Here is a 14,134-nt window from a genome sequence, read left to right as displayed (position 1 = left end):
TCAGCTCAGAGGCTGTCGATGAATTCGAAAAGCTCGTCGTCGTCGGCGGATTCGAGATCGCCGGCGTCATCCACTCCCGGTGGGTGCAGGGGGCCGCGATCGGCCGCTGCGTCCTCGAGCTTGCGGAGTAGCGCCGACACCTTCTCGGCCAGGCCGGAACGTTCGGACGAGGTCAGTTCCGCCGCGGCGAAACTTCGGGTGAGCGAGTCGACTTCGGCGGCGAGCGCCCGTGCGGCCGCGTCGGCGGGCACCAACTCCTGACGCAGGAACTCGGCCAGGGCGGCCGGGGTCGGGTGGTCGAACATCGCGGTAGCCGACAGCTGCACTCCCGCAGCCGATTTCAGCCGGTTACGGAATTCCATCACGCCGAGCGAGTCGAACCCGATGGCGCTGAACGGTTTATCCGGCTCCAAGGTCCCGTCACCGGTGTGCCCGAGCACCGCCGCGGCATGCACGCCGATCACGCCGAGCAGCACCCGCTTCTGCTCCTCGGGGGAACGACCGAGCAGGCGAGTGACCAAGTGATCCGAGCCAGTGGCGATCTCCGCCGTCACGGGTTCGGCGACCGGCCCGCGCCGCGCGGCGGGCCTGGCCAGTGCCCGCATGATCGGGCGGATACCGGCCGGATCGCCCTCGCCCAGCGCGTCCCGATCGATCCGGACCGCCACGGAGGTGGGACGGCCGGTAGTCGTCGCCGCATCGAAAAGATCCATGCCCTCGTCCGCGTTCAGCGGGAGCAGGCCCTCTCGTCGCAGCCGCGCCAGATCGGCTTCGGTCAGATCGCCGGTCATGCCGCTGCTCTGCTGCCACGGCCCCCACGCAATGGAGGTCGCGGGCAGTCCCTCGGCGTGCCGCTGCTGTGCCAGTGCGTCGAGGAAGGTGTTGGCGGCGGCGTAGTTGGCCTGACCCGCCGTACCGAGCACCCCCGCGATCGAGGAGTAGAGCACGAAGGCCGACAGGTCCAGGCCCGTGGTGGCTTCGTGCAGATTCCAGGCGGCATCGACCTTGGGGCGCAGGACCTGTGCGATCTGCTCGTCGGTCATGGTGGCGAGCAGGCCGTCGGCCAGCACACCGGCCGCGTGCACGACCGCGGTCAGCGGATGCTGCGCGGGGATCGTGGCGAGCAGCCGGTCGAGCGCCGCCCGATCGGCCGTGTCGCACGCCACGACTTCCACGTGCGCGCCGAGCGCGGTGAGTTCGGCGACCGTTTCCGCCGCACCGGGCGTGTCCGCGCCGCGTCGACTCGCGAGCACGAGCCTGCGCGCACCGTGGGCGGTGATGAGGTGGCGTGCGGCGATCACCCCCAAACCGCCGGTGCCGCCGGTGATCAGTACTGTTCCGTCGCCGCGCAGCGGTGTCGGGACGGTCAGCACGTTCTTGCCGACACCCCGAGCCTGGCTGAGGTAGCGGAAGGCGTCGGGGGCCCGCCGCAGATCCCACGCGGTGATCGGATACGGCTTCAGCGCGCCGCGGTCGAACAGGTCCACGAGGGCTGTGAGGATCTCCCGCAGCCGCTCGGGTCCCGCTTCCATCAGCATGAAACTGGCGTAGCGGACACCGGGGTGCGTCGCGCCGACCTCGACCGGGTCGCGCCGGTCGATCATTCCCATCTCGACGAAGCGGCCGCCGCGGGGGAGCAGGCGCAGCGAGGCGTCCACGAATTCGCCTGCCAGCGAATCGAGCACGATGTCCACGCCCGCGCCGTCGGTGCGCTCCAGGAACTCCTTCTCGAAGTCCAGGGTGCGGGAGTCGGCGATATCCGCATCGTCGAAGCCCATGTCGCGCAGGACGTTCCACTTGGGTTTGCTCGCCGTCGCCAGGACCCGCAACCCCAAGTGCCGGGCGAGTTGTACCGCCGCCATGCCGACGCCGCCGGTCGCGGCGTGCAGCAGCAGCGTCTCGCCGGAGCGGGCGTCGGCGAGGTCGACCAGACCGTAGTAGGCGGTCGCGTACACGATCGGCACCGCGGCGGCCTGTGCGAACGACCAGCCCTGCGGCATCGATGCGAGCAGTCGCCGGTCCACCACGACCGTCGAACCCATCCCGGGGGTGAAGCCGAAAACGCGGTCACCGACGGCGAATTCGGTGACATCGGCCGCGACCTCGAGCACGACGCCCGCGCCCTCGCCACCGATGCGGCCGAGCGGATCCGGATAGGTGCCCAACGCCATGAGCACATCCCGGAAATTCAGGCCCACCGCCCGCATGCTCACCCGGACCTGGCCGGGTTCGAGAGTGCCTGTCGCACCCGTGGTTTCGTCGAGCCCGAAGTTCTCCGCGGCCAGGGTGCCCTTGTCGCGGAGGGTAAGCGCCCAGCCCGCGGCGTCGGGCGCGGTCAGTGCGCCGGAGTCGCGCGTGACGCGCGGGACGTACACCGCCGAATCCCGCACGGCCAGCTGGGATTCGTCGGCGATCGCCGCGACCGACTCCACGCCTGCGCGATGGGCACGGTCCCCGCCGATGTCCACGATCCTGATCCGGTCCGGGTTCTCGCTCTGCGCAGTGCGGAGCAGGCCCCATACCGCTGCGCTCGCCGGATCGATGTGCTCGCCGACCTCGGCCGCGACCGCCCGACGGGTGACCACCACGACGGGATCAGCGCCGGCCAGCAGTCCGCGAACGCGTGCGGCGACGCCAATGACGGTCTGGCGCACCGAATCCGGCAGGCTCGGACCGGTCACCGGTTCGATGTAGGCGACCACATGCCTGCGCCCGCCGATCGTGGCGATCTCGGAGACACCGTCGGGTGCGATGTCCCCCCACATGACATCCACTGTGCCGCCGTCGGTTTGCGGTCGAGCCACCCAATCGACGTGGTAGCCGAGGCTGTCGCGCGGGGATTCGGTGAGCGCGCCCGTCGCGATGGCGCGCAGGGTCAGCGCTCCCACCTCACCGACAGGCGTGCCCGCCTGGTCTGTGAAGGTCAAAGTGATGCGGTACGTGCCGGAGTCGGAAACCCTGGCGTGCACTCGCAATACATTCGATCCGGTGCCACGCAGGTCGACGTGTTCCCAGGAGAACGGCACGGCGACCGAACCATTCGGCGGCGTGGGAATCAACCCGCCCAGCAGGATCGCGTGCAGTGCCGCATCCAGGAGGGCGGGGTGCATCCCGTACTCTCCGGCCTGATCGCGCACCGAATCCGGCAGTGCGATCTCGGCGAACGCCTCACCGGTACGTGCCCACAACGACCGCACACCTCGGAAGGCGGGCCCGTAGCGGTAGCCGCGTTCCTCCAGTGCCGCATAGCCGTCGTCGACGGCGATCGCCGTGGCGTCCGTGGGCGGCCACTCGTGCGAGCCACCCTTCGACGGCGCGAACGCGTCGTCGGTGAGGGTCGCGGTGGCGTGGCGCACCCACGGTGATTCACCGTCGGCTCCGCCGTTCTCGATTCGCGAATAAATCTGTGCCGTAACGCTGTTCGAATCGTCGGGTGCATCCGCCACCAGGCGCAGCTGGACCCCCGTGTCCGCCGGTATCGGCAGGGGCGCCTCGATCACCAGCTCGGCCAGACGCGGCCGCCCGGTGACCGCGCCCGCATGGAGCGAGAGTTCGGCGAGGGCAGCGCCCGGCAAGAGCACCGTGCCCGCGACCGCGTGGTCCTCGAGCCATGGCTGCGCGCTGCGCGACAGCCGACCGGTGAACACCACCTGCTCCGAACCCGGTAGTCGGACGATCGCGCCGAGCAACGGATGACCGGCCTCGTCCAGGCCAGAATGCCGGACATCGTTGGCTACGACGGGCCGGGCCCAATAGCGCTGGCGCTGGAATGCATAGGTGGGCAGGGCAACACGGGCAGCAGGCCGGTCGTGAGCCTGCGACCAATCGACCGGAATACCGGCGGCATCCGCCCGCGCCAAGCCGGTGACGAAGGCGGTCGACTCGTCCATCGACCGCCGCGATGCCGCCACCGCAACGGATTTCGACTCCATCTCGGGGTGCTGCGCCAAACAGGCCGACGTCATGGCGGTGAGCACCGCATCCGGCCCGACCTCGACGAACTTCCGCACGCCGCGCTCGATCAGGGTGTCCACGCCCGGCGCGAAACGCACGCAGCCACGCACCTGCGCCACCCAGTACTCCGGGTCGCGCACGGCCTCGACCGCCTCGGTGCCGGTGACATTCGAGACGATCGGCAGCAGCGGCTCCCGATAACTCAATCCTTGGGCGACAGTGCGGAATTCGGCCAGCATCGGGTCCATGCGCGCCGAATGGAAAGCATGGCTGACCCGGAGCCGACTGGTCCGGACACCGCGCTGTTCGAACAGCCGGTCGACCTCGGCGACGGCGTCCTCATCACCCGAGAGCACCACGGCGGCCGGACCATTGACCGCCGCCACCGACAGGCGGTCGGCATAGTCGGCCACCACCGCGACCGCCTCCGCCTCGGAGACGGCTACCGCGAGCATGGCACCGCCTTCGGGTAGGCCACCCATCAACCGTCCGCGTGCCGCCACCAGCGCGCACGCATCCGGCAGCGACCACACGCCCGCGACATACGCCGCGGCGAGCTCACCGATGGAATGTCCGGCGACCACATCCGGGACGACACCGAAGGACTCCAGCAGCCGGAACAGCGCCACTTCGAAGGCGAAGAGCGCGGGCTGCGTGAATTCTGTTCGGTTCAGCCCGCTTTCGGGTGCATCGAACATCACCGCGCGCAGCGATCCGCCGAGAATGCCGTCGAATTCGGTGCACACCTCGTCGAGGGCGTCCGCGAAGGTGGGGTAGTCGCGGTAGAGTCCGGCACCCATGCCGCGACGCTGCGCACCCTGCCCGGTGAACAGGAACGCCACCCGCCCCGGTGTCGTCGTGCCCGCGACGGCGCTCGTGGTGGCCTGCCCGTCGGCGAGGGCCGCCAATCCGGCGAGCAGTTCGTCACGGTCGCGACCGATGACTCCGCCGCGCCAATCCAGTCGTGCCCGGGTGCCGATCAGAGCCGACGCGATATCCCGCGCGGCGAGTGCCGGGCGTTCGATCATCCACTGCCGCAACCGATCCGCCTGCTCGCGCAGCGCCGCCTCGGAGCGCCCCGAGATCATCAGGGCGGCGACGGTCGGATTCGCCGGGGCGGGGGCGGGTTCCGCCGCGCTCATGGGCGGTTCCTCGAGAATGACGTGCGCGTTCGTCCCGCTGATGCCGAAGGACGAGACACCGGCGCGGCGTAGCCGGTCACCGCCGGGCCACGGCTCCGCGTCGGTGAGCACCCGCACGGCGCCCGCCGACCAATCGACATGCGGTGACAGCTCTTCCGCGTGCAGCGTGCGCGGCAGCACGCGATGGTGCATGGCCTGCACCATCTTGATGATGCCGCCGACGCCCGCGGCCGCCTGCGCATGCCCGATATTGGATTTGAGCGAGCCGATCCGCAGGGGCTCGGCGCGATCGTGCCCGTACGCGGCGATCAGCGCCTGCGCCTCGATCGGGTCGCCCAGGGTGGTTCCGGTGCCGTGCGCCTCGACGGCGTCCACCTCGGCGGGTGTCAGACCGGCGGCGGCCAGCGCCTCGGTGATCACCCGCTCCTGCGCCGGACCGTTGGGCGCGGTCAGGCCATTGCTGGCGCCGTCCTGATTGACCGCGCTGCCCCGCACGACCGCGAGCACGGGGTGGCCGAGTCGCTGTGCGTCCGAGAGCCGCTCGACGACCAGCACGGCCGCACCCTCCGACCAGGCCACGCCGTCGGCGTCCGCGGAGAAGGACTTGCAACGCCCGTCCGGGGCGAGACCGCGCTGCCGGGAGAAGTCGAGGAAGACCGCGGGCGTGGCCATGACCGTGGCCCCGCCGACCAGAGCCAGGGAGCTTTCCCCGTCCCGCAGCGCTCGGCACGCCAGATGCAGCGCTACCAGCGAGGACGAGCACGCGGTGTCCACCGTGAGCGCGGGGCCGTCCAGGCCCAAGGTGTAGGCGATGCGCCCGGAGACCACGCTGCCCAGCGATCCGGTGAGTGCGAATCCCTCGACCTCCGGACCCGCATGGCGGGTCAATGATTCGTAGTCCTGGTACATCACGCCCGCATAGACACCGGTGTCGCTGCCGCGCAGCGAGGCCGGGTCGATGCCCGCGTGTTCGAGTGCCTCCCACGACACTTCGAGCAGCAACCGCTGCTGCGGATCCATGGCGACGGCCTCGCGGGGACCGATCCCGAAGAAGCCCGCGTCGAAATCGGCTGCACCGGTGATGAATCCGCCGCGGCCCGAATAGGTGGTGCCTGGGTTATCGGGGTCCGGGTCGATGATCCGGTCCAGCTCCCAGCCACGATCGGCGGGGAAGTCGCTGGTGGCATCCGTTCCCGTGAACACCAGATCCCACAGTGCGTCGGGGGATTCGACACCGCCCGGGTAGCGGCAGGCCATGCCGACGATCGCGATCGGCTCATCGGTGCGGGCGTGGTTCGACGCCACCGGCTTCGCCACCGGGGTCGCCGTCGGCGCGATTCTCGACTGGACCAGCTTCGCCACCGCCGCAGGGGTCGGGTAGTCGAAGACCAGTGTCGAGGGCAGCGTGAGTCCGGTGGCCCTACCGAGGCGATTGCGGAGATCCACTCCGCCCAGCGAATCGAAACCCAGTTCCCGGAACGGTTTCTCGGCATCGATCACGTCACCGGAATCGTGTCCGAGTACCGCGGCGACCTGGGCGAGCACCGTCTCGAGGGCCAGGTCGGAAGAAAATGCTGTCTCGGCCGCCGCGCCACCGGATTTGGCGAGGTCGGCGGGGCGGCGTCCATACCCGCGCAGTACTGCCGGAAGTTCGCGACTGTCGGATTCGCGACGCAGAGCGGCGGCATCGAATCGCAGCGGAACCAAGCGTGCATCCCGATGTGCGAGTGCGGCACCGAACAGCCGCATGCCCTCGGTGCGCTCGATCTGCCCGAGTCCGAGGCGATCCCAGCGCGCGACGGCGACCGGGTCCAGGTCGCCGGTCATGCCGCCCGCCTCGCCCCACGGTCCCCAGGCCAAGGATGTCGCGGCCAGTCCCGCAGCGCGTCGCCGCTCGGCCAGCGCGTCCAGGAAACTGTTCGCCGCGGCGTAGTTGCCCTGCCCGGCCGAACCGATCACGCCCGCGACCGAGGAGAACAGCACGAAGGCCGAGAGGTCGAGTCCGGCGGTCGCTTCGTGCAAGTGCCACGCGCCCGCGACCTTCGGGGCCAGTACCCGGTCGACCTGCTCGGACGTGAGGGAACCGATGGTGCCGTCGTCGAGGACACCCGCGGCGTGAATCACCGCGCTCAGCTCCAGGCCGCTCACCAGCTCTCGGACCGATTCCCGGTCGGCGATGTCGCAGGCGATGATCCGAGCCTCGGCCCCCAGGGTTGCCAATTCTTCGACCAGGGCTGCCGCGCCGGGAGCGTCGGCGCCGCGCCGGGAGGTCAATGCCAGACGCTGGACGCCGTATTCGGTCACCAGCTGCCGGGCGAACAGCGCGCCCAATCCGCCTGTCCCGCCGGTGATCAGCACCGTTCCGGTCCCGAACGGGGTGTCAGCGACCTCGCCGTCGGTCGCCTCGGCGCGAACCAGTCGCGGTACGAGCAGGTCGGCGCCGCGAATCGCGACCTGCGGTTCCCCCGTACGCATGACGGTGACGAGCGCTTCGGTATCCAAGGGTGCCGCCGGGTCCTCGTCGACGAGGACGAAGCGCTGCGGATTCTCCGTCTGCGCGGTGCGCACCACACCCCACACCGCCGCCCCGATCAGATCGGGGGTTTCGTCGGCCACTCCGACCGCGCCGGTGGTGATGACGGCCAGCCGTGCATCCGATGGCTGTTCATCTCCCAGCCACGAATTCAGCCGGGCGAGCGTCTCGTTCACGGCCCGTCGGATCGCCGACGGGATATCGGCCGGTTCGCCGCCCGCGACCTCCGGACGGTAGGCGACCGCGGTCGGAATCGGGTCGTCGCTGGCCTGGTCGCCCGTGCGCTCCCAGCGCACCCGATACAGATCGGTCGTGTGCTCGGACAGCCCGTCGAAGAACCGTCGCACGTCGTAGGGGCGCATGACCACGGCATCCACCGAAACAACCGGTCGGCCAACGGAATCGACCGCGGCGACGGAGATAGTCTCCGGCCCCGTCGCAACGGCCGCGACTCGCAGTGACGTCAGCTGCGCCGATCGGTCGGGCAGCGGCCGGTGGAATCGCGCACCGCCCCAGCGGAACAACAGTTTCCCCGAGCCCGGCTCGTGATCCTGTTCGCGCCACAGCAATTCGGCCAGCCCGGCGTGCACCGTCATATCCAGCAGGGTGGGGTGCAGACCGAAACCGCGGCCCGCGTCACCCGCATCGGTGCGCAGGGAGATCTCGGAGAAGACGGCGTCCGCCTGTCGCCATGCGGCAGTGATGCCACCGAACGCCGGGCCGTATTCGAGCCCGGAGCCCTGCGTCATCAGGCTGGGAATCTGTGTCGCGTCGAGCGGTTCGGCCGCGGGCGGCCAAGGCTGGTCGAGCAACCGCAGCGCCTCCGGATCACCCGAATGCTGTGGTGCGAGAGCGCCGGTAGCATTCAGCACCCACGGCTCATCCGCCGACTTCCGGAAGTAGAAGTCGAAGGGCCGACGCCCGGACTCGGGAGCCCGGACAGCGACCTGGAGCTCGATCTCATCGTCGTCGGCGGGCACGATCGGCACCTGCAACGTGAGCTCGTCGAGCACCGCGCAGTCGATCCGTTCGCCCGCGACGACCAGGAATTCCACCAGAACGGCACTCGGGACGACCACGACACCGTGTGCCGCATGGTCGGTGATCCACGGGTTTTCGCGCAGGGACAGTCGGCCGGTGAACAACCATTCGTCGGCCCCCGCGACACCGACGACACCGGTCAGAATCGGGTGATCACCGGACACCGCAGCGGCGAGACTCGGGCGCAGCCAGAACCGTTGATGCTGGAACGCATAGGTCGGCAACGGGATTCGTTGCTCGGCGGCGGGCAGCAGCGGCCGCCAGTCGACCGGGTCACCGGTGACATGGAGCTGCGCCAGGGCGGAGAGCAGCTGCGGCACTTGCTCATTCGACCGTCGCGAGGTCGCCACGACCGAGGCCGACGACTCGATGGCGGGGTCGGTGGCCAGGCACCGGTTGGTCGCCGCGCTGAGGATGGCATCCGGCCCCACCTCGACGAATCGCCGCACACCGCTCGCGAGCAGGGTAGCGATCGCGGGTGCGAAACGGACGGCGTCGCGCACCTGCCGCACCCAGTAGTCGGGGGTGGCGATGGTCTCGTCCGCGAGGTCTCCGGTGACGGTGGAGACGATGGGCACCCGGGGCGGGTGATAGGTGAGGCGCTCCGCGATCGCGCGGAATTCCGTCAGCATCGGATCCATTCGCGCCGAATGGAAAGCGTGGCTGACGCGCAGTCGGGTGGCCTGAATGCCCTCGGCGGTCAGATCTCGTTCGACGGCGTCGATCACGTCGGCATCACCGGAAAGCACCGTCGCGGCCGGGGCATTGACCGCGGCGAGCGAGACGCGGCCATCGAGTCCGGCGATGATGCCGTTCGCTCGAGCCTCGTCGACGGCGACGGCGAGCATCGCCCCGCCTTCGGGAAGCTCGCCCATCAAGCGGCCTCGGGCCGCCACGAGGGCGCAGGCGTCGGACAGTGACAACACTCCGGCCACGTGGGCGGCCGACAATTCGCCGATGGAGTGGCCCGCGAGGACATCCGGTGCCGTGCCGAACGATTCCAGTAGCCGGTACAGCGCGACTTCGAAGGCGAAGAGCGCGGGTTGCGTCCATTCGGTGCGATCGAGCATGCCGGTCGCATCGGTGAACATCACCTCGCGCAGTGATTGTCCGAGCAGCGGATCGAGGTGTGCACACACCTCGTCCAGTGCGGTCGCGAAGGCGGGGAAGGCGCTGTAGAGATCGGCACCCATGCCGACTCGCTGGGCGCCCTGCCCGGTGAACAGAAACACGGTCTGGCCCGCGACAGGGGTTCCGATGACGATGTCGGCGCCACTGCCCGCCTCGGTGAGGCCGTGCAACCGTTCGAGCAGCTCGTCCCGGTCACGCCCGAACACCACTGCGCGCGAATCGAGTTGTGCCCGAGTCGAAGTCAGCGCAGCGGCCACCTCGGCAATATCCAGCTGGGGACGTTCCTGCAGCCACATCCGCAAGCGAGCGGCCTGCGCACGCAGCGCCGCCTCGCTCTTACCCGAGACGACCAGCGGCACCGCGCTCTGGTCCGGGAGATCCGTCCCGCTGCGCCCCGTGTCCGACGCGGCCGCGTCGACGGGCGCTTCCTCGAGGATCACATGGGCGTTCGTTCCGCTGATCCCGAACGACGACACTCCCGCTCGGCGCGGCCGCTCCCCGCGCTCCCACGGTTCCGCCTCGGCCAGGAGCCGTACCGCACCCGCACTCCAATCCACGTGTGGGGTCGGCGTTTCCGCATGCAGGGTGCGCGGCAGTTGTCCGTGCCGCATCGATTGGACGGTCTTGATCACACCGGCGACACCCGCGGCCGCGACCGTATGGCCAATATTCGATTTGAGCGAACCGATCCGCAGGGGCTCTCGGTCGCCGCGATCCTGTCCGTAGACGGCGATCAGCGCCTGCGCCTCGATCGGATCGCCCAGTCTCGTCCCGGTGCCGTGCGCCTCGACGGCGTCCACCTCGGCCGCCGAGATTCCGGCGTCGGCGAGGGCCTGTTCGATCACGCGTTGCTGCGACGGGCCATGGGGTGCGGTGAGCCCATTGCTCGCACCGTCCTGGTTGACCGCGCTACCGCGCACGACCGCCAGTACATTGTGTCCGAGTCGGCGAGCATCGGAGAGCCGCTCCAGCACGAGTACCCCCGCGCCCTCGGACCAGCCGACACCGTCGGCCGCGGCAGAAAAGGCCTTACAGCGGCCGTCTCGCGAAAGCCCCCGCTGCCGAGCGAAATCGACGAACAGGTCGGGAGTCGCCGCGATGGTCACGCCTCCGGCCAGCACCAGAGAGCTCTCGCCCCGGCGCAGGGCCTGACAGGCCGAATGCAGCGCCACCAGCGAGGAGGAGCACGCGGTGTCGATCGTCACCGCCGGGCCTTCCAAACCGAGGACGTAGGCGAGCCGCCCCGAGATGACGCTGTGCGAGGTACCGGTCAGCCGGAAGCCCTCGAGCTCACCGGTGACGAGACCGGAATACCCTGACGCGCAAGCTCCGACGAAGACACCGGTGTCACTGCCGCGCAGCGTGGTCGGGTCGATTCCGGCGTCTTCGAGTGCTTCCCAAGCGGTTTCGAGGAACACCCGCTGCTGCGGGTCCATCGCCAGCGCCTCACGTGGACTGATCCCGAAGAAGCCCGGGTCGAAATCACCTGCGCCGCTGAGGAACCCACCGCGATGCGTGTAGACGGTGCCCGCCTTGTCCGCGTCGGGATCGTAGAGACGATCCAGATCCCAACCGCGATCGGTCGGAAAATCACCGATCACGTCGCGTCCCGCCGCGACCAGCTCCCACAGCTCCTCGGCAGACGAGATACCGCCCGGGAATCGCGCACCCATACCGACGATCGCGATCGGCTCCTCCGACGAGGTCCGCCGCGTAACCCGGCCGCGCCTTTCCCCGCCCGCCGTGGCGCGCGACCGCAGCAGCTCGGCCACCGAGGTGGCAGTGGGGTGATCGAAGATGAGCGAGGGCGGCAACTCGACCCCCGTCACCCGGGTCAACCGCTTCTGCAACTCCACGCCACTGAGCGAATCGAACCCGAGATCGGTGAACGGCAACTCCTCACGGATCGACCCGACCGACTCATACCCGAGCACCGCGGCCGCCTGCTCCCGTACCACCGCGAGCACCGCGGCGCGACGCCGAAATTCAGGCATCGCCCGCAGCTGGTGCGCCAAGATGCTGTCGTCGGGCCTGCCATGGTCGGTGTCGTCACCGGCATCGCGAGCCCGGTCCGCAGCGGTGGGTGCTATCGCCCGTGACTCGACCGACACGAGAACCTCGGTGTTCTCCCGTCGGCGAAATGCGTACGGCGGCAGATCCACCCGGACACCGGTCACCGTGGCCGTCGACTCCACCGGCAGTCCGGTGCGGTCCGAACCGCCGCCATGCTCGGCGAGCGCTCCGAGCTCGACCAGCAGCTGCTCGCGGCTGGAGACGAAAAGGTCTGCCCGCCAAGCCATCTGGGCGCGGGCCGTGATCAGTGAATACGCCACGTCGGCGAGGGCGAGCTCCGGGTGGCGCACCAGCCACTCACGGAGTCGGCTCGCTTGCGCGCGGAGGCCGACCTCATCGCGCGCGGAGAGCACGATCGGCACCTCGCCGGCGGCGTCCGGCTCGATGGTTGCGGCGCGGTCCGTGACCGGGGCCTCGTCGAGGATCAGGTGGACGTTCGAACCGCCCATGCCGAACGCGGAGACGCCCGCCCGCCGGATGGTGGGCGCCGCCCACTTCTCGGGTGCGCCGACCACGCGCAGGCGCAGATCGTCCAGGGGAATCGCCGGGTTGGGGTGTTCGAAATTCAGGCTGGCCACGAGTTTGCCGTGCCGCAGGCACAGCGCGGTCTTGATCAGGCCGATGATCCCGGCGGCGCCTTCCAGATGGCCGACATTCGTTTTGACCGACCCCACCGCCAGCGGCGAATTCGGGTCACGATCGGAGCCATAGGTCGCGCCGAGTGCGGCGGCCTCGATCGGATCGCCCGCCGGAGTTCCGGTGCCGTGCAATTCGACGTACTGCACCGAATCGGCGGGCACAGCGGCCGCCGCGAGCGCGGCGCGAATCGCGGCGGCCTGCGCTTCGCGACTCGGCGCACTCAATACCCGCCGCTCATTACCGGTATTGACCGCGCTACCGCGGATTACCGCGTGAATTCGGTCGCCGTCGTCGATCGCCCGTGCCAGCGGCTTGAGCACGATCACGCCGCCGCCCTCACCGCGCACGAATCCGTCCGCCCGCGAGTCGAAGGTGTAGCAGCGGCCCCGCACCGAGTGTGCACCGAACTGTTCGACCCGTTCACCACTGGTCGGCGACAGGATCAGATTGACGCCACCGGCCAATGCGATATCGGTTTCGCCCGCCCGTAGGCTCTCGCACGCCAGGTGCACCGCGACGAGTGCGGAGGCCTGAGCGCTGTCGACCAAGAGGCTGGGGCCGGTGAAACCGAAATAGTTGGAAACCCGGTTGGCGATGATTCCGCGGGTCGCACCCCACAACGAGTGGCGCGTGATGCCGGGCCCCTCGGCAACCGTGCCGAGTTCGGCGAAGTCACCGGCGGTGCAACCGAGAAATACCCCGCCCCGGCGCGATTCGCGCGCCGCCTCGGCCAGCCCGGCGTCTTCGAGTGCCTCCCAGCTCAGCTCCAGGGCGAGCAATTGCTGTGGATCGATCGATCGGGCCTCGTGGGGTGCGATCCCGAAGAACTCCGCGTCGAAATCGCTGACGGAATCGAGGAAGCTCGCGCGTTCGGTGAGATTCGCGCGGGCCGCCGGGGCGGCGCCGACGGTGGCGCGTCCCGCGCCGAGCAATCGCCAGAAATCGTCGAGATCAGCAACTCCCGGCAGCCGGCACGCCATTCCTACGACAGCTACGGGGAAATCCGATCGGGTCACCACTCGAGAACCTTCCTCACGACGAGCACGCACCTGCGCCGCTCGCCATCGCGCATGTGTGAAATGTCTACTACACCAAGAGCTTCAGAGATTGCTCGAGGTTGCCCGAAGTTTCGGGGGCACTGTCGTACACGGAGTCTCCTCGGTAGCTCGAATCCCCCCGAGAAAGTGATGTGCGGGATCGCGCCCCGCGAGTGCGCTGCGATGTGACACACCACATCTATTCGCGCGCAACAACATTCAAGCCAAGTCCAGCGCAGCTCATCGATATCACGCTGCGTCGCAAGCCGAATGGCAATTTCGACCGGCCGATCAACACCTGTACCCCATCCTGGCTTGCTTCGCCCGACCTCCCCGTCGGACCTTCCCTCGGGCCCTCGCCGGGCCGTTACCTACATCAAATACTGGCCAGTAGCTTACCTGAGGGTAGACATGGACGCTTGGCTAGTTTTGTGCCGTATCGCATTTCGGCTGCCATTGATTTGCGATCGATAATCACCTATGGCCGCGCCCCGGCGGCCGTTGCCGCCCAAGGTAATTGACCCAGACAATCCCGGCGGATCGGACAATGATCCGGGCGGCGGGCGCGAGGAAAAGCGGTATGG

1 protein-coding gene is annotated in these 14,134 nt (G+C 69.2%); it reads right to left on the bottom strand.

Annotation, left to right across the window (positions count from 1 at the left end):
• Nucleotides 1–5: 5 nt before the first annotated feature.
• Nucleotides 6–13,529 (bottom strand): SDR family NAD(P)-dependent oxidoreductase, encoded by a 13,524-nt coding sequence (locus ACYVN4_RS41365; protein WP_460729102.1) that lies wholly within the window; start codon nt 13,527–13,529, stop codon nt 6–8.
• Nucleotides 13,530–14,134: the final 605 nt, after the last annotated feature.

It is taken from the genome of Nocardia heshunensis, assembly GCF_054782115.1.
The sequence above is the reverse complement of the archived record's forward strand: the minus strand, read 5'-3'. Positions and strand labels throughout refer to the sequence as shown.